A 16,379-nucleotide genomic window follows, 5' to 3' on the forward strand; every position below is an offset into this window, starting at 1 on the left:
GCGATCACCGGGATCTGGGACTTGCGGGCGATGGTCGACAGGGCGTCGGCGTCGTCCTGCGTGGGGCAGGCGACGCGGACGATCTGGCAGCCGGAGGCCGTGAGCTCGGCGATCTGCTGGAGGGTGGCGCCGATGTCCGACGTACGGGTCGTCGTCATCGACTGGACCGAGACCGGGGCGTCACCGCCCACCGCCACCGTCCCGACCTGGATCTGCCGCGACACACGCCTCTCGGCGATCGGCCGAAGGGGTACCTCCGGGACGCCCAAGGGGACGGCGGTCATGGCGTCACTCCCGGTTTCCGGAGACCGTCTCGCGCATGGCGCGCAGCGACTCCTTGAGCGAGCCCATGGTGGCGAGGACGGCGGTCGGCTCGTAGCCGCAGTGCGCCATGCAGTTGGCGCAGCGCGGGTCCTTGCCGCGGCCGTACTTGTCCCAGTCGGTCTCCTCGATCAGTTCGCGGTACGTCGGGACGTACCCGTCGGCCATCAGGTAGCAGGGGCGCTGCCAGCCGAAGAGGGAGTAGTTCGGGATCGCCCACGCGGTGCACGGGAAGTCGACCTTGCCCTCCAGGAAGTCCAGGAAGAGCGGCGAGTGGTTGAGCCGCCAGCGGCGCCGGTTGCCGCCTGCGAAGGCCTTTCTGAACAGCTCGCGGGTCTGCTCGACGCCGAGGAAGTGCTCCTGGTCGGGGGCCTTCTCGTAGGCGTAGGCGGGCGAGATCATCATCTCGTCGACCTTGAGGTCGTCGTTGAGGTAGTTGAGGACCTCGACGATCGTCTGCGGGGTGTCCGTGTTGAAGAAGGTCGAGTTGGTGGTGACCCGGAAGCCGCGCCTCTTGGCCTCCTTGATGGCCGCCACGGCCTCGTCGAACACGCCCTCCTTCGCCACCGACTCGTCGTGCCGCTCGCGCAGGCCGTCGATGTGCACGGCGAAGGCGAAGTAGGGCGAGGGCGTGAAGTCGTCCATCTTCTTGCGCAGCAGCATGGCGTTGGTGCACAGGAAGACGTACTTCCGCCTGGCCACCAACTGTCGTGCGATCTCGTGGATCTGCGGGTGCATCAGGGGCTCGCCGCCGGCGATGGACACCATCGGCGCACCGGATTCGAGCACCGCTCCCACGGCCTGGGCCACCGGCATGCGCTGCTTCAGGACTCCGGCAGGGTGCTGGATCTTGCCGCAGCCCTCGCATTTGAGGTTGCAGGCGTACAGCGGCTCCAGCTCGACGATCAGCGGAAACTTTTCCCGCCTGCGCAGCTTCTGTTCGGCCAAGTAAGTAGCGACCTTGATGGACTGACGCAGTGGCATGGCCATCTGGCTCACCTCCTGGGGAGCAGCAAAGAACGGTGCCATTCGAAGAAAGCGGGCAGGACGGAACGAAGAACGCGGAAAGCCGATATTCCACCGCGCAACGTGCCGATCCGGACGAGTTCATGTTCTGGAGCGTCCACGACCACCCGGACGGCCGCAACCGGGCGCTCGCCCGCGCGCACGGCGCTCAGGAGCGTGGCCGCCGACTCCATGTCGACCGCGATCGCGCCGGTCGCCAGCAGCTCGGAGCGCTCCTGACCACGGATGACGTGGTCGGAGCCGGTGAGCGGGCCGGTGTGGACGGTGCGGCCCGGGACGGTCCGCACGAGTTCCTTGACGAGGAGCTCGGTCCCGACGCACATGGTGGTTCCTCCCGGATCCCGGGTCTCCTCGGCGACCACCAGGTCGCCGGGGTGCATCCCGGGGGCGAGACCGGCGCAGAACCCCGTGGCGAGCACGGCGGCCCCGCTGAGCGCCGGCTCGGCCAGGGCCCGGGTGACGGAGCGCTCGGCCGCCTTGGGCCCCATGCCCGTACGGAGCACGGTGACGGGCCCGCCGGCGCCGCCGCGGTCGCTGGTGCGCAGGGCGAACTGCTCGATGCCGAGCGCGCAGGCGATCAGCAGCGGGGCCGGGGCGGGCTTGGCGCTCATCAGCTCCCCTTGGCCTCGGCGAGCGGTTTTCCGGAGGTCGCCGACCCCTCGGAGGCGGTGGGCTTCTCGGCGAAGGGCTCCCCGTGCACGTACCGGCCGAGCGCGGTCAGCGGGAAGACCTGGCGGTAGAGGTGGTAGTTGATCGAGAAGTCCCACGGGAACCCGGTACCGGTGAAGTACGGCTCGTCCCAGGAGCCGTCCTCGCGCTGGGTGGCCGCGAGCCACTGAATGCCCCGTTCGACCGCCTTGGAGTCCTTCTCGCCCGCGGCCAGCAGGGCCATCAGCGCCCACGCGGTCTGCGAGGCGGTCGAGGCTCCCCGGCCGCTCCACTGGCTGACGTACTTGTAGGAGCGCAGATCCTCGCCCCAGCCGCCGTCGTCGTTCTGGACGGACTCCAGCCAGGCCACCGCACGCCGGATCGCCGGGTGCGAGCCCGGGAAGCCCGCGGCCACCAGGGCGGGTACGACCGATCCGGTGCCGTAGACGTAGTTGACGCCCCAGCGCCCGAACCACGAGCCGTCCGGCTCCTGTTCGGCGAGCAGCCACCGGATGCCGCGCCGGGTACGCGGATCGTGGGCGAGGCCCTCGACCGCGAGCATCTCGACGACGTGCGCGGTGACGTCGGCCGACGGAGGGTCGATGACCTCGCCGAAGTCGCAGAACGGCAGCCGGTTGGGGAACGGGCTGGTGTTGTCGACGTCGAAGGCGCCCCACGCCCCGTTGCGCGACTGCATCCCGAGGGTCCAGCGCACCCCGCGGCCGATCGCCTTCTCGACCCGCTCGGGGTCGTGGTGCCTGACGCGCCGCAGTGCGAGGACCACCTCGGCGGTGTCGTCGATGTCGGGGTAGTTGTCGTTGTGGAACTCGAACGCCCAGCCGCCCGGCGGAAGGTGAGGGCGCTTGACCGCCCAGTCGCCGGGGCGCACGATCTCCTCGCCCAGCATCCAGTCCGCGGCCTTGACGAGCTGCGGATGGTCGGCGGGCACTCCGGCGTCCGCCAGCGCGATGGTCGCAAGACAGGTGTCCCAGACCGGTGACTGGCAGGCCTCGATCATCCGGGCCCCGTCCTCGCGCCAGACGGCGAACCGGTCCAGGGAGGCCAAGCCCTCGCGCATCACGGGGTGTTCGAGGTCGTAGCCGAGCAGGTGCAGGGCGATGATCGAGTACACCGCCGGCGGCTGGATGCCGCCCCAGCAGCCGTCGTTCTCCTGCCGCTCGATGATCCAGCGGGCCGCGCTGTTCATGGCGGCCCTGCGCAGCTTGCGGGGGGCCACCTTGCGCAGCTGGTGCAGCGCCTTGTCGAGCCGTTGGAAGGCGCCGTCCCAGGTCGCCGCCGGAGCAAGGGGTGTGGGCGGGTTGGGGTTCGCGGGATCGGTGTGCAGCTCGTCGAGCGGGAAGGGCGCGGGACGCACCGGCCGCTTGGCGGAGACGATCGTCAGCGGGACGATGGTCTGCCGGGCCCAGCAGCCGAAGTCGTAGATGTTGAGCGGCACCCACTTCGGGAAGTAGATGAGTTCCGGCGGGAGTTCGGGCAGGTCCTCCCACTTCCACCAGCCGAACAGGGCGAGCCAGATGCGGGTGAACACGCGCGCGGCCGCGATGCCGCCCCGCTCGCGGATCCAGGCGGAGGCTCGCGCCATGTGCGGGGCGTCGGGCGCGTCGCCGGACAGACGGAGGGCGACGTACGCCTCGACGGTGGTGGAGAGCTCGCCGGGGCCGCCGTGGAAGGTCGCCCAGGTGCCGTCCTCGCGCTGCTCGCCGCGGATGAAGAGCGCGGCGGCCTGCGTGGTCCTCTCGTCGCGGATGCCCAGGAACTGACGGAGCAGCAGGTCCTCGGCGTCCATCGTGACGTTCGTTTCGAGGTCGCCCTTCCACCAGCCCTGGGCGTCCTGCCTGGAGAGCAGGAAGTCGGTGGCGCGCCGGACCGCGTACACGGCGGCTTCGTGGGCCCCGGCCGCCACGGGGGTCTCGATGTCGATGTCGCTGGCCGCGGCTGCCCGGGGCGGGAGAGCCCCGGTGCTTCCGTCGGTCGTCGCTGTCATGGCTTCCCCTTCGTGCAGTGCTCCTGGTAGTGCGTCTGCTGTGGGTCCGCCGTCGGCCGGTGCGCTGCTTACAGCGGCACCGGCCGGCGACTACGCGAGGGCTATTCGACCGATATGGATCATCTCTTTTCGCCCGGTGGTGATCATCTCTTCCGTACGACGACGAAGTCGGCCAGCGCCGTGAACTGCGCCCGCACCCGCTCGGGCATGTCGACGGCGTCGAGGGCCTCGACGGCGACGGTGTGCTGGCGGCGCGCCTCTTCGGCGGTCCACTCGCGGCCGCCCGCCTCCTCGATGAGGGCGGCGCGGGCCGCGAACTCCTCCTCGGAGAAGGTGGCGAAGTCGCTGCTCTTGGCGTCGGCGGCGAGGATCTCGCCGAGCCGGTCGGAGGCGTCGCCGCCCGCCGCGAGCGCGGCCACCACCGGCAGGGACTTCTTGCGCTGGCGCAGGTCGCTCCAGGTCTGCTTACCGGTGGACACCGGGTCGCCCCAGATGCCGAGCAGGTCGTCGACGGCCTGGAAGGCCAGGCCCAGGTGGTAGCCGTACCTTTCCAGGGCGTCGGCGGTACGGTCGTCGGCGCCGCCGAGCACCGCTCCGATGGAGCTGGCGCAGGCGAGCAGGGCGCCGGTCTTGTTGCCCTCCATCTCCAGGCACTCCTCGACGCTGACGCGGTCGCGGTGCTCGTAGGAGATGTCCTGCGCCTGGCCGTCGATCAGGGCGCGGGTGGCGGTGGTCAGACGGCGGGTGGCACGGCCGGCCTCGACGGTGCCGAGCTCCAGCAGGACCTCGTTGGCGAGGGCGAACAGGGCGTCGCCGACGAGGATCGCTTGAGCGGGGCCGTGCACCTTCCAGACGGTGTCGCGGTGGCGGCGCTGTTCGTCGCCGTCCATCAGGTCGTCGTGCAGGAGGGAGAAGTTGTGGACGAGTTCGACGGCGACGGCGCCGGGGATGCCGACCTCGGGCGCGGCGCCGGTGACCTCGGCGGAGAGCACCGCAAGGGCGGGGCGTACGGCCTTGCCGCCGTCGCCGGACGTGGGGTTGCCGTCGGCGTCGATCCAGCCGAAGTGGTAGGCGGAAACGGTGTCCATGGGAGGGGCCAGGCGGTCGATCGCCGCCCGCAGTACCGGTGTGGCCAGGGTCCTCCCGCGCTCCAGGAGCGCGGCCACGTCCGCCGCGGTCTCTCGAGCGGCCTTCTCGGCCGGGGGCACAGTGGGCACAGTCTCTCCTCTTGTTGCGGTACCGGGGGTGCGGGGGCCTGCCTCGGTGTGCTGGTTCAGCATCAGGCCGCCTCCTCGACGTCGAAGAGGTGACCGGGGCGGGGCCGGCCCAGGGCGCTCAGCGCGGCGCCGGCCGCACTCACGCCGCTGCGGACCGCACTCTCCATGGTCGCGGGCCACCCTGTGGCGGTCCACGCTCCGGCCAGATAGAGGCCGGGTGCCTTGGTACGGGCGCCGGGCCGCAGCCGCCCGACGCCGGGGGTGGGGGCGAACGTCGCCGTGCGCTCCCGGGTGACGAAGAAGTCCTTCACTTCCGCGCCGCGCGCCTTGGGCAGCAGCCGCTCCAGCTCCGGCAGGTACCGCTCGCGCAGCGCGGCGACGGGCTCGTCGATCTCGTCCTGGGCGGCCGACTGGGACAGGGCGAGGTACTGGCCCTGGCGCAGTCCCGAGGCCTCGGTGCGGTCGAACACCCACTGCACCGGGGTGCCGAGGGCCGCGAAGAAGGGCCTGCTGAGCACCTTGCGGCCGTACACGACATGGACGTTGAGGATCGGGGCGGTGCCGATCTCCAGCAGCCGCTCGGGAGCGTCGAGGGCACCGCCGGGCAGCAGGTCGTACGCCTCGCGCTGGGCCACGGCCAGGACGACGGCGTCCGCCTTGAGCGTCTCGCCGGGAACCTGGACGCTCCAGTCTCCGTTCCCCTCAGGGGTGATGGCGGTGACGCGGGTACGGACCTCGACGCGCACGCCCGCGGACTCGAGCGCCTTGCGAGCCAGCCGGTCGTGCAGGTCGCCGAGCGGGACGCGTGCCCAGCCGATGTCGGCGGCGCCAGGGTCGGAGAGCAGACCGGTCTTGAAGACCATCGCGGCGAGCCCCAGCGAGGCGTCGCCCGCGACCGCGTTGAGGGTGGCGACCCCGACCAGGTCCCACAGGGCCTCGACGGCACGCGCCGACTGGCCGTGCTCGGCGAGCCAGCTGCCGAAGTCCCGGGCGTCCAGGGCGGGGTCGCCGAGGTCGAGACCCTTGAGCGCGAGCGCGGCACGTCCGACCCTGGCGCGATCGGCGAGGGAGAGATGCGGATACGACGCCAGGCTCCGGCCCAGGTGCAGGGGTACGGGCAGCGCGTCGCGCCGCAGCCTGCCGAGCCGCCGCCCCTCGGGCCGCGCGAGGTCCAGCACGGGCACGTCGAGACGATCCTGCAGCGGGGCCAGCGCGGCCCCCTCGATCCGGTCGAGGAACCACCGGTAGGCGGTGCAGCAGCGCAGGTACACGTGCTGTCCGTTGTCGACGGTGAGTTCGCCGCGCTGGAAGGAGAACGCGAGGCCGCCGAGCCTCGGCCGGCCCTCGACCAGGGTGACCCGCACCCCGGCATCGGCCAGCGAGAGCGCGGCGGTGATGCCGGCGAGCCCGCCGCCGACCACCACGGCGTGCTTCCCGGAGCGGCCGGGGATGTCCGCGAGCGCCTCGTCGGGCCGTGTGCCGTCGGTCATCGTGCACCCTCCCCTGCGCGACCGTCGTGCCGGTGGGTGAACGCCGTACGGCCGGTCGTCTCAGTCAGGGACGCGGCCGGACGGCGGAGGGTTGCCCACCGCTTCTCACCCGTGGCATCACCTCGGACCGGAATGTCCATCAGGCACGCCTCCTGACCGCACGGCTGACGCTTCGGCGGGTCACATGCCGGGTGTCCAGCCCGCTCAGGCCGCGCACGGCGACGTACGCCTTCTCGCGCCCCGGCAGCGATACCCGGCCGCGCAGCACCGCCTGCGGGTCGCGTTCGATGCGGTCGAGGAGGCGGCGGTAGATGCCGGCCATGGCGGCGACGCAGGCGCCGCTGCGCCGGTCCAACATGGGGAGCAGCCGGTAGCCCTCGGCGAAAAGAGCGCGGGCCCGTCGCACTTCGAAGTGCACGAGGCCCGCGAAGTCGGAGCCCTCCGGTGGTGTCGGTCCGCTGAAGCCGACCGAGCAGCCGAATTTGGCGAGGTCGTCGGAGGGCAGATAGGTACGCCCGCCCTCGCCGTCCTCGCGTACATCACGCAGGATGTTGGTGAGCTGGAGCGCCAGCCCGAGCGTGTCGGCGTACTCCGGCGCGCGCTCGACGCCACGCGCCCCCGGTTCCGTGCCGAACACGCCGAGCGAGAGCCGTCCGATGGCGCCTGCGACACAGCGGCAGTAGACCTTGAGGTCGTCCCAGGTCTCGTAGGTCTCGCCGCGTACGTCCATCAGGACGCCGTCGATGAGTTCGTCCAGGCCGCCGAGCGGGATCGGGAAGGTGTCGGCGGCGTGGGCGAGGGCGACAGCCACCGGGTCGATGTCGTCCTCGTCGACCGCCCGGTCACGGATCCGGGTCAGCAGCTCCCGGGTGTCCTCCAGCCTCGCGACCTTGACCTCGTCGGTCAGGGCGCCGTCGCCGATGTCGTCGACGCGGCGCGAGAACGCGTACAGCGCCGACATCGCGCGGCGCTTGGGCGTGGGCAGCAGGCGGATGCCGTACGCGAAGTTACGGGCCTGCCGCCCGGTGACGGCCTCGCAGTAGCTGTAGGCGGCGAGTACCGGTGCGGACGCGTGTGGTGCGGACTCCACGCTCCGGATCACCCCTCTCCTCGCAGAGTCACGCCCACCTCGCGCAGCAACTGGAACCTGCTGGCTTTGGGCGGGCCGGGAAGTACGTCGTATTCGGCGGCGGCGATCGCACCGATCGCCGCCCTTCCCCCCGCCACGAAACCCGCGAGCAGCAGCTTGAGCCTGCCGTGGACGCTACCCACCAAGGGGGTGCCTTCACTCAGGAGGTCCCGGGCACGTTCGGCTTCGTACGCCACCAGCGCGCGCACCGATGCGCCCGCCCTTTGGGCGGCGAGATCGGTTTCCTGGACGTGGAAGCGTTTCATGTCCGCGGCGGGCAGATAGATCCGGTCACGGCCGAGGTCCTCGGCGACGTCCTGAAGGTGCTCCACGATCTGCAGCGCGGTGCACACCGCGTCGGAGCGGCGGATCCGCTCGGGCGTCGCGGTACCGGTGACCGCGAGGACCAGACGGCCGACGGGGTTGGCGGACAGTTCGCAGTAGGCAAGGAGGTCGTCGTAGGTCTCGTACCGTCCGACGAGCTGGTCCTGGCGGTTGGCGGCGATCAGGCCGAGGAAGGGCTCGGGGGTCAGCGAGCGGCGACGGACGGTCGGCTGGAGGCGACGCAGCAGGGGGTGGCGCGGGGTGCCGTCGAAGACCCGGCGCAGGTCGGCCTCGAAGGCGTCGAGCAGGACGAGGGGTTCCTCGGCGTCCTCGGGCGACACACCGAGCAGCCGGGCGTCGGCGCCGCCGGGAGCGAGGTCGCCGTCGCCGATGTCATCCACCAGACGGGCGAATCCGTATACGGCCATGAGGTCGGCGCGCCAGGCCCTGGGCAGGAAGAACGGCGCCACGGGGAAGTTCTCCGCGGCGGCCTTGTCGAGCGTGTCGCGCTCTGGGTCACCTGCGCGTGTGCGCGTTCCCGTCACCGTGGACTGCCCGGGGCGGGGACGGCACATGCTGCGTGGAGCTGGGGAGTTTCCGTAGCCATTGCCGTCACATCTCCCGTTCTACACCGCCGACCCAATGCATACTATTTCGGACACGCCGCCCGGCCGTCCGCGGCGCAGCCCTGGGGGAGGGCGCCGTTCCTTATCGCCACACTTGCCGCGTTTCGGTACCGGTACAGCTTACGTTGTACAACGGGGCGGGGCCTGTGAGGGTGTCCTGCGCATCACAACAACGCACCGATTGGCGTCAAGATTCCTACCGCCAGCCGGAGTTGACGTTTCCTTTGCAGACGCGGGGCCCCGCGGGGGCAGTTCCGGCGGGGCCCGGTCAAGCGTTCTGGGCCACATGGCCCATGCCGGGGTGGACTACTTGCCCGTGAACTTCTCGTACTCCTTGAGGACCTCGTCCGTAGGGCCGTCCATCCGCAGCTCGCCTCGTTCCAGCCACAGGACGCGGTCGCAGGTGTCGCGGATCGACTTGTTGTTGTGGCTGACGAGGAAGACGGTGCCGGCTTCCTTGCGCAGCTCGCGGATGCGCTCCTCCGAGCGCTTCTGGAACTTGCGGTCGCCCGTGGCCAGCGCCTCGTCGATCATGAGGACGTCGTGGTCCTTGGCGGCGGCGATGGAGAACCGCAGCCGGGCCGCCATGCCGGAGGAGTACGTCCGCATCGGCAGCGTGATGAAGTCGCCCTTCTCGTTGATGCCGGAGAAGTCGACGATCTGCTGGTAGCGGGCCTTGATCTCCTCGCGGGACATGCCCATGGCGAGCCCGCCCAATATGACGTTGCGCTCGCCGGTCAGGTCGTTCATCAGGGCCGCGTTCACGCCGAGCAGCGAGGGCTGGCCGTCGGTGTAGACCTTGCCCCTCTCCGCGGGCAGCAGACCGGCGATGGCCCGCAGCAGGGTGGACTTCCCGGAGCCGTTGGAGCCGATCAGGCCGATGGCCTCGCCGCGGTAGGCGACGAAGGAGACACCGCGGACGGCGTGCACCTTGCGCACGCCCCGCTCCTCGCCGCGCTTGAGGATGCGGCTGAGCGCGGCGGTGGCGCTGCCCTTGCCGGACTTGGCGCCGTTGACGCGGTAGACGATGTGCAGCTCGTCGGCGATGACGGTGGGGACGCGCGGACCGTCCTTCTTCGGCTCAGCCACGGCCGTACCTCTCTTCCGCCTTCCAGAAGTAGACGAAGCCGACCGCACCGGCCAGCAGCGCCCAGCCCAGTGCGAAGGCCCACACGTGCGGGGGCAGATAGGAGGAGCCGTAGCCGTCGATCATCGCGAAGCGGACCAGGTCCATGTAGATCGCGGCGGGGTTCCACTGCAGGACGTCCGAGAGCCAGCCCGGCACGTCCTTGTCCGCGAGCATCGCGGGGATGCTGAACATCACGCCGGACGCGTACATCCAGGTGCGCAGCACGAACGGCATCAGCTGAGCGAGGTCGGGCGTCTTGCTTCCCATCCGGGCGAAGATCAGCGCAAGCCCGGTGTTGAAGACGAACTGCAGGACCAGGACGGGCACCACGAGCAGCCAGGACAGGTCGGGGTAGGTGCCGAAGGCCACCATGATCACGACCAGCACGACCATCGAGAACAGCAGCTGCTGGAGCTGCTGCAGCGCGAACGAGATCGGCAGCGAGGCCCGGGGGAAGTGCAGCGCGCGCACCAGGCCGAGGTTTCCGGAGATGGCACGCACGCCCGCGAGCACCGAGCTCTGCGTGAAGGTGAAGACGAACACCCCGGTCACCAGGAACGGCACGTAGATGTCGTGCGGGATGCCCTCCCGGGCCCCCAGCAGCAGCCCGAAGATGAAGAAGTACACGGCCGCGTTCAGCAGCGGGGTCGCCACCTGCCAGAGCTGGCCGAGCTTCGCCTGGCTGTACTGGGCGGTCAGCTTCGCCCGCGAGAACGCGAGGATGAAGTGCCGCCGGTCCCAGAGCTGGCGGACGTACTGGAACAGCGAGGGGCGGGCGCCGCTCACGGACAGCCCGTACTTGGCGGCGAGCTGTGCCGCCGTGAGGCCCTCGTCGGGCGACGGAGCCGCGCTCACCGCGACTCCGCCGTCGTGCGTTGTCTCACTCACCAGTTGAAACTTTCGTCTTCGAGATGCGCAGCCTGTGCGGGCATGGCATGAACCTGGGGCCCGGATGGGGCCCGGGGGCTCTCAGGACCGAGCTTGTCAGATGACGGGAGGCCGGCCCAGTCGAGTCAGCCGCCACACCGTACGCCACTTCATGGGCCGGCGTGGACCGCAGGCAGTGGTCCACCCTTCCCGGAATCCGCCGAACCATGCCTTCAGGGCGGGGCGGGAGGGCCGGCGTGCGAGGGTGAGCAGCATCCAGACGCCCAGATAGACGGGGACGAGGAGGGCCGGGAGGTTGCGGCGGGCGAGCCAGACACGGTTGCGGGCGACCATGCGGTGGTAGACCGCGTGCCGCGAGGGCGCGGTCGTGGGGTGGTACAGCACCATGTCGGACCGGTAGTCGATCATCCAGCCCGCGTCGAGGGCCCGCCATGCCAGGTCGGTTTCCTCGTGGGCGTAGAAGAATTCGTCCGGGAGCCCGCCGACTTCGGCGAAGACCTTCGTACGGACGGCGTTCGCGCCGCCGAGGAAGGTGGTGACCCGGGAGGAGCGCATCGGGTCGGAGGCCCGCAGCCGCGGGACGTGCCGGCGCTGGGTGACGCCGGTGTCCGGGTCGGCGATGCGGAAGCTGATGATGCCGAGCTTCGGGTCGGCCTCGAACGCCTGGCGGCACAGTTCGGCGGTGTCGTGGTGGGCGAGGAGGCCGTCGTCGTCGAGGAAGAGCAGGATGTCGACGTCGCGACCGCTGGGGCCGAAGGCCTCGATGCCGACGTTGCGGCCGCCGGGGATGCCGAGGTTCTCGGGCAGCTCGACGGTGCGGACGCCCTCGGGGACGTCCGGGACCGGCGAGCCGTTGCCGACGACGACCACCTCGACCCGGTCGCCGTCCTGCTTGGCGACCGAGTCGAGCAGGGCACGCAGCTCGTCGGGGCGGTTGCCCATGGTGATGATGACCGCGCCGACCTTCGGCGAGGTTGCCGGTGAGGAGCCCATGCCGCTCACTTCAGCCTGCTGGAGGCGAGGATGGAGACCAGGTGCAGCAGGGTCTGCAGCAGCGCGATACCGGCGAGCACGGCCACACCGAGCCGGGAGAAGAACAGGTCGCCGCGGACCTGGTCGGCGATGGCCAGGGCCAGGATCAGCAGGGACGCCTCGATGCCGAGGATCAGACGGTGGAACTTGAGCGCGGCGGCGGCCTTGCGGGCCAGCGCCATGCCGGAGGAGCGCATCTCGGCGGCGGCCTCCTTGACGGGGGGCTTGCCGGCCTGGTGGCGGGCGACACCGACGAGGTCGGTCTCCGCCTTGATCAGGATCGCGCCGAGCGCGGCCAGGGTGCCGAGGAACGCCCACAGCCAGTCGATACGGCCGCTGCCCCACAGGTCGGCCGCGCGCAGGCCGAAGCCGACGAGCACGGCGGCATCGGTGAGGTAGGCGCCGACGCGGTCCAGGTAGACACCGTTGAGGGAGTACTGCTTCTTCCAGCGGGCGATCTCGCCGTCGACGCAGTCCAGCAGCAGATAGAGCTGGACGCACACCACACCGAGCACGGCACCCGGGATCCCCGGCACGAGGAGCGCCGGGGCCGCGAGCACGCCGAAGACGGTCATCAGGTACGTGAGCTGGTTGGGCGTGACCCTGGTGTTCACCAGGTAGCGGTCGACCCGCAGGGACACCTCACGCATGTAGAGGCGTCCCATCCAGTGCTCACCGCTGCGCCTGTCCTTCACCCCCGCGGGGTGAACGACGGGGCGGAGTTCAGCTACCGATGGCCTTGACATAGTCGGCGTAGATGTCCTTGATCTGGTCGGTTGTCAGGTCGAGGTGTTCGAGGATCGTGTAGCGGCCGGGCCGGGTCTGCGGAGCGAACTCCACCACGCGGACGAACTCGTCGTCCGTGAAGCCGATCTCACGCGGCAGTACCGGCAGCCCGTGCCGACGCAGCACCTCGGCCATGAAGGCCGACTCCTCGTGGGCTCCGCGCAGGTACATCGCGAAGGCCGCGCCCAGACCGCACTGCTCGCCGTGCGCGGCCGCGCGCTTGGGGAACAGCAGGTCGAAGGCGTGGTTGATCTCGTGGCACGCCCCGGAGGACGGGCGGGAGTCACCCGACACCGACATCGCGATACCGCTCAGCACCAGCGCCTCGGCCAGTACCTGCAGGAAGTCGGTGTCCCCTATGCCGCCGGGGTGCCGGAGCACCGCCTCACCGGCCTGGCGGGCGATCGCGGCGGCGAGGCCGTCGATCTTCTCGCCCGTGACCCGGTGGGCGAGCTCCCAGTCGGCGATCGCGGAGACGTTGGAGATGGCGTCACCGATGCCGGCGCGCACGAAGCGGGCCGGTGCCTCGTGGATGACGTCGAGGTCGATGACGACGGCGATCGGGTTCGGCACACCGTAGGAGCCGCGGCCCGCGTCGTTGTCGAGGGTGGCGACCGGCGAGCACAGGCCGTCGTGCGCGAGGTTCGTCGGTACGGCGACCAGGGGCAGGCCGACCCGTGCCGCGGCGAACTTGGCGCAGTCGATGATCTTGCCGCCGCCGAGGCCGACGACCGCGTCGTAGTGGCCGGCCTTTATGTCACTGGCCAGCCGGACCGCGTCGTCGAGGGTGCCGCCGCCGACCTCGTACCAGCTGGCGCCGGGCAGCGCGGGAGCGAGCCGCTCCTTGAGCCGGGCCCCGGAGCCGTTGCTGACGGCGACGGCCAGCTTTCCGGAGTGCGAGATGCGTTCGTCGGCGAGCACGCAGGCCAGGTCGTCGAGGGCACCCGGGCGGATGTCCACGACGACCGGCGAGGGGATGAGCCGGGTCAGTACTGGCACGCGATCTCCCGTCCGCGGGCGAGATCGTCGTGATTGTCGATCTCCACCCACTTGACGTCGCCGATCGGCGCCACGTCGATCCGGAAGCCGCGGTTCACGAGCTCCTGGTAGCCGTGCTCGTAGAACTGCTGCGGGTCGGTCTCCCAGACGGTCTTCAGGGCGTCGGCCAGCTCGGGGGCGGCGTCGCCCTCGATGAGGGTGACGCCGATGTACTCGCCGGTGGCCTCGGCGGGGTCCATCAGCTTGGTGATCTTCGTCATGCCCCGGTCGGGGTCGACGACGACCTTCATCTCCTCGTCGGCGAGGTCCTTCACCGTGTCCAGGGCGAGGATGATCCTCTTGCCGTCGCCGCGGGCGGCGAGCAGCGTCTTCTCGACGGAGACCGGGTGGACGGTGTCGCCGTTGGCGAGGATCACGCCGTCCTTGAGGGCGTCACGGCCGCACCACAGGGAGTAGGCGTTGTTCCACTCCTCGGCCTTGTCGTTGTCGATGAGGGTGAGCTTGAGGCCGTACTTCGCCTCCAGCGCCTCCTTGCGCGCGTACACGGCCTCCTTGCGGTAGCCGACGATGACCGCGACCTCGGTGAGACCGATCTCGGCGAAGTTGCCGAGCGTGAGGTCTAGAACCGTGGGTTCGCCCTCTATGCCCGCGGGGCCCACCGGCACCAGAGCCTTGGGAAGGCTGTCGGTGTAGGGGCGCAGACGCCGTCCGGCGCCGGCCGCCAGCACGAGGCCGATCATGCGGGTTCTCCTTCATCGTGTACGGCGGGTGCGCCACCCTGGTGGGCGGACACCCAGAAGCGGATGCTCTCGACGAGCACCACCAGGGCCACGGCCACGGCGAGGACCGTGAGCGCGACCGTGAACTGCGAGGCGGAGAGCACCGCGGCGAGGACGGTGACGAGCAGCGTCCGTCCTTCGTGCCCCCCGATGGCGCGCACCAGCCAGGCCGGGGGCGCTCCGGCGTTGCCGCGGATGCGGTACACCGTGTCGTAGTGATGGTAGGCGACCGCGGCCACCAGCCCGAAAGCCGCAGGAAGGGCTCCGTTCACGTCCGCCTTGGCCGCGAGGATCAGGACGGTGCCGTACTCGGCGGCGCGGAAGAGGGGCGGGACCAGCCAGTCGAGGGCGCCCTTGAGCGGCAGGGCGACGGCGGCCGCGGAGGTGAGCACGTACAGCACGGCGAGGGCCGCGGGCAGGGCACTGCCGTAGCCCTCCAGGGCGGCGGCGAGCACCACCAGGGCGGCGCCGGGCAGGGCGACGAAGGCGCGGGAGCCGAGCGGTCCCCTGGCGGGCAGCTTGCGCAGCAGCGAGGCCAGGCCGGCCGCTGACGCTCCGCTGTCCGCGAGGTCGGCCAGCGCCTTGGCGGCGCGGTCGGTGCGCCGTGCCTTGCGGGTGAGCGAGCGCAGCACACGGCCCGCCGTGGTGTACGTCGCCGCGAAGGCGCAGCCGACGAGCAGCGCGTAGAAGGTGATGCGGGGGGTGGTGAGCGCCGTCAGCACCGCGATCATCGCCCAGCGCTCGCCGATCGGCAGGACGATCATCCGGCGCACCCACACCGTCCAGCCGACGCTGTCGAGCTTGTCGGAGAGGGCGGCGGTGGGGCTGGTGTTGGCCGTGGCGTCGTGGTTGGCCTCGTTGAAGGAGAAGTCGACGACGTGCCGGCAGGTCTGCAGGACCATCGCGCCGAGGGCGAGGGCCCACACGTCGTCGCCGCCGCGGGCCGCGCCCAGGGCGAGGCCCGCGTAGTAGGCGTACTCCTTGGCCCGGTCGAAGGTGGCGTCGAGCCAGGCGCCGAGCGTGGAGTACTGCAGGGAGTAGCGGGCGAGCTGACCGTCGGTGCAGTCGAGTACGAAGGAGAAGATCAGCAGGACGCCGGCCGCGACGAAGCCGCCCCGGGTGCCGGTGGCCGCGCAGCCCGCCGCGATGAGGGCGGTGACCAGGGAGGCGGTGGTGACCTGGTTCGGGGTCAGACCCCGGCGGGCGCACCAGCGGGCGATGTAGCGGGAGTACGGGCTGATGCAGAACGTCGTGAAGAAGCCGTCGCGGGCCTTCACGGCCGACCTCAGGCGTACGGCCTCGTCGTCGACGGAGGCGACGGACTGCCGGGCCTCGTTGCGGGTCTGCGGGTCGGCCGGGACCACGGCGACCAGGCTGCCGAGCTCGGGGCGGTGCACGTCGGTGCCGTCGGCGTCGAGGGCGGTGACGACGCGGTCGGCGAGGCTGTCCACGGCGACCGCCGCGCCGCCGTCCGCGGAGGTCTCGCGGGCCATGGCACGGGTCAGGGCCTGCCGTCCGGCGGCCTGGGCGGTCACGGCGCCCGGGATCGCGGCGAGCGGGAAGCGCGGGTCGGTCAGGCCTAGGCGCAGGGCGTGCAGGTGGCCGACGAAACGGGCGTCGACGACGGCGACCCGCTGGTCGCCGGGCACCTGGGCGAGGAGGGTCTCGGCGTCGGCCGGGTCGGTGGCGACCCGCACGTCGTAGCCGAGGGACCGCAGATCGCCCTCGATCGACGATCCGGGGACCGGCTGACCGGTGAGGATGGCGGTCGACAACCGAACTCACTCCCTGGGTGCCGGCGTGTCCGCGCCGGTCATGTGCATGTGTGGGGGCGCCCCTTGCCGGTGACGGCCGAGCGGCATGTCGGCAGAGGCTATCGGATGGTTGGAAGCCTGCGTTCACCACCCGTTCGGCGGAGCGATCAACGTGGTTCGCCCGGCGCCTCGCCGCGATCATCATCGGGGATCCGGGGGCCGGCCC

The 16,379-nt window shown here is 71.0% G+C and carries 16 protein-coding genes; all 16 read right to left on the minus strand.

Translation table 11 applies throughout. From position 1 onward, the window contains the following. Positions 1-284, minus strand: a 284-nt coding sequence (locus ACFYNL_RS22395; protein WP_388806277.1) for a flavodoxin-dependent (E)-4-hydroxy-3-methylbut-2-enyl-diphosphate synthase, incomplete at its 3' end; no start/stop codon positions are given. 4 nt (positions 285-288) lie between these two features. Then, complete coding sequence (hpnH, locus tag ACFYNL_RS22400) at positions 289-1,311, minus strand: adenosyl-hopene transferase HpnH (protein ID WP_388806279.1); 1,023 nt, start codon at positions 1,309-1,311, stop codon at positions 289-291. 5 nt (positions 1,312-1,316) lie between these two features. Then, positions 1,317-1,958: a 1-hydroxy-2-methyl-2-butenyl 4-diphosphate reductase gene (locus ACFYNL_RS22405; protein WP_388806281.1), complete on the minus strand. Its 642-nt coding sequence runs from the start codon at positions 1,956-1,958 to the stop codon at positions 1,317-1,319. Next, positions 1,958-4,000, minus strand: coding sequence for a squalene--hopene cyclase (gene shc, locus ACFYNL_RS22410; RefSeq protein ID WP_388806283.1), 2,043 nt, complete (start codon positions 3,998-4,000; stop codon positions 1,958-1,960). The genes ACFYNL_RS22405 and shc overlap by 1 nt, the downstream gene beginning before the upstream one ends. Before the next feature lie 143 nt (positions 4,001-4,143). Further along, positions 4,144-5,280: a polyprenyl synthetase family protein gene (locus ACFYNL_RS22415; RefSeq protein WP_388806284.1), complete on the minus strand. Its 1,137-nt coding sequence runs from the start codon at positions 5,278-5,280 to the stop codon at positions 4,144-4,146. Further along, entirely contained in the window at positions 5,280-6,707 is a 1,428-nt protein-coding gene (hpnE, locus tag ACFYNL_RS22420; protein ID WP_388806285.1) for a hydroxysqualene dehydroxylase HpnE, read from the minus strand. Before hpnE ends, ACFYNL_RS22415 begins: the two co-directional genes overlap by 1 nt. Further along, entirely contained in the window at positions 6,704-6,847 is a 144-nt protein-coding gene (locus tag ACFYNL_RS22425) for a DUF6380 family protein (RefSeq protein WP_388806287.1), read from the minus strand. Before ACFYNL_RS22425 ends, hpnE begins: the two co-directional genes overlap by 4 nt. Beyond that, positions 6,847-7,809: a presqualene diphosphate synthase HpnD gene (gene hpnD, locus ACFYNL_RS22430; RefSeq protein ID WP_388806289.1), complete on the minus strand. Its 963-nt coding sequence runs from the start codon at positions 7,807-7,809 to the stop codon at positions 6,847-6,849. Before hpnD ends, ACFYNL_RS22425 begins: the two co-directional genes overlap by 1 nt. Beyond that, positions 7,806-8,705: a squalene synthase HpnC gene (hpnC, locus tag ACFYNL_RS22435; protein WP_388806291.1), complete on the minus strand. Its 900-nt coding sequence runs from the start codon at positions 8,703-8,705 to the stop codon at positions 7,806-7,808. Before hpnC ends, hpnD begins: the two co-directional genes overlap by 4 nt. A gap of 387 nt (positions 8,706-9,092) precedes the next feature. Continuing rightward, entirely contained in the window at positions 9,093-9,875 is a 783-nt protein-coding gene (locus tag ACFYNL_RS22440; RefSeq protein ID WP_388806293.1) for an ABC transporter ATP-binding protein, read from the minus strand. Continuing rightward, positions 9,868-10,803 carry an ABC transporter permease gene (locus tag ACFYNL_RS22445; protein ID WP_388806295.1) on the minus strand — a complete coding sequence of 312 codons (936 nt, stop codon included), beginning with the start codon at positions 10,801-10,803 and terminating at the stop codon, positions 9,868-9,870. The genes ACFYNL_RS22440 and ACFYNL_RS22445 overlap by 8 nt, the downstream gene beginning before the upstream one ends. A gap of 96 nt (positions 10,804-10,899) precedes the next feature. Further along, a complete protein-coding gene (locus ACFYNL_RS22450) occupies positions 10,900-11,796 on the minus strand; it encodes a glycosyltransferase family 2 protein (protein ID WP_388806297.1) in 897 nt (298 codons plus the stop codon). A 5-nt stretch (positions 11,797-11,801) separates the two neighbouring features. Then, positions 11,802-12,581: a CDP-alcohol phosphatidyltransferase family protein gene (locus ACFYNL_RS22455; RefSeq protein ID WP_388806299.1), complete on the minus strand. Its 780-nt coding sequence runs from the start codon at positions 12,579-12,581 to the stop codon at positions 11,802-11,804. Continuing rightward, positions 12,559-13,620 carry an iron-containing alcohol dehydrogenase family protein gene (locus ACFYNL_RS22460; protein ID WP_388806301.1) on the minus strand — a complete coding sequence of 354 codons (1,062 nt, stop codon included), beginning with the start codon at positions 13,618-13,620 and terminating at the stop codon, positions 12,559-12,561. The genes ACFYNL_RS22455 and ACFYNL_RS22460 overlap by 23 nt, the downstream gene beginning before the upstream one ends. After that, positions 13,608-14,360 carry a sugar phosphate nucleotidyltransferase gene (locus tag ACFYNL_RS22465; protein ID WP_388806303.1) on the minus strand — a complete coding sequence of 251 codons (753 nt, stop codon included), beginning with the start codon at positions 14,358-14,360 and terminating at the stop codon, positions 13,608-13,610. The genes ACFYNL_RS22460 and ACFYNL_RS22465 overlap by 13 nt, the downstream gene beginning before the upstream one ends. Then, entirely contained in the window at positions 14,357-16,174 is a 1,818-nt protein-coding gene (locus ACFYNL_RS22470; RefSeq protein WP_388806305.1) for a DUF5941 domain-containing protein, read from the minus strand. The genes ACFYNL_RS22465 and ACFYNL_RS22470 overlap by 4 nt, the downstream gene beginning before the upstream one ends. Positions 16,175-16,379 lie beyond the last annotated feature (205 nt).

It is taken from the genome of Streptomyces sp. NPDC007808, assembly GCF_042868655.1.
In the GTDB taxonomy this organism is placed as follows: domain Bacteria; phylum Actinomycetota; class Actinomycetes; order Streptomycetales; family Streptomycetaceae; genus Streptomyces.

What these genes read in the sequence shown, in the direction of transcription:
- hpnE (WP_388806285.1), bottom strand. Translation starts at nt 6,707, where the DNA reads ATGACCGACGGCACACGGCCCGACGAGGCGCTCGCGGACATCCCCGGC.
- ACFYNL_RS22465 (WP_388806303.1), bottom strand. Translation starts at nt 14,360, where the DNA reads ATGATCGGCCTCGTGCTGGCGGCCGGCGCCGGACGGCGTCTGCGCCCC.
- hpnH (WP_388806279.1), bottom strand. Translation starts at nt 1,311, where the DNA reads ATGGCCATGCCACTGCGTCAGTCCATCAAGGTCGCTACTTACTTGGCC.
- ACFYNL_RS22450 (WP_388806297.1), bottom strand. Translation starts at nt 11,796, where the DNA reads ATGGGCTCCTCACCGGCAACCTCGCCGAAGGTCGGCGCGGTCATCATC.
- ACFYNL_RS22455 (WP_388806299.1), bottom strand. Translation starts at nt 12,581, where the DNA reads ATGTCAAGGCCATCGGTAGCTGAACTCCGCCCCGTCGTTCACCCCGCG.
- shc (WP_388806283.1), bottom strand. Translation starts at nt 4,000, where the DNA reads ATGACAGCGACGACCGACGGAAGCACCGGGGCTCTCCCGCCCCGGGCA.
- ACFYNL_RS22415 (WP_388806284.1), bottom strand. Translation starts at nt 5,280, where the DNA reads ATGCTGAACCAGCACACCGAGGCAGGCCCCCGCACCCCCGGTACCGCA.
- ACFYNL_RS22425 (WP_388806287.1), bottom strand. Translation starts at nt 6,847, where the DNA reads ATGGACATTCCGGTCCGAGGTGATGCCACGGGTGAGAAGCGGTGGGCA.
- ACFYNL_RS22405 (WP_388806281.1), bottom strand. Translation starts at nt 1,958, where the DNA reads ATGAGCGCCAAGCCCGCCCCGGCCCCGCTGCTGATCGCCTGCGCGCTC.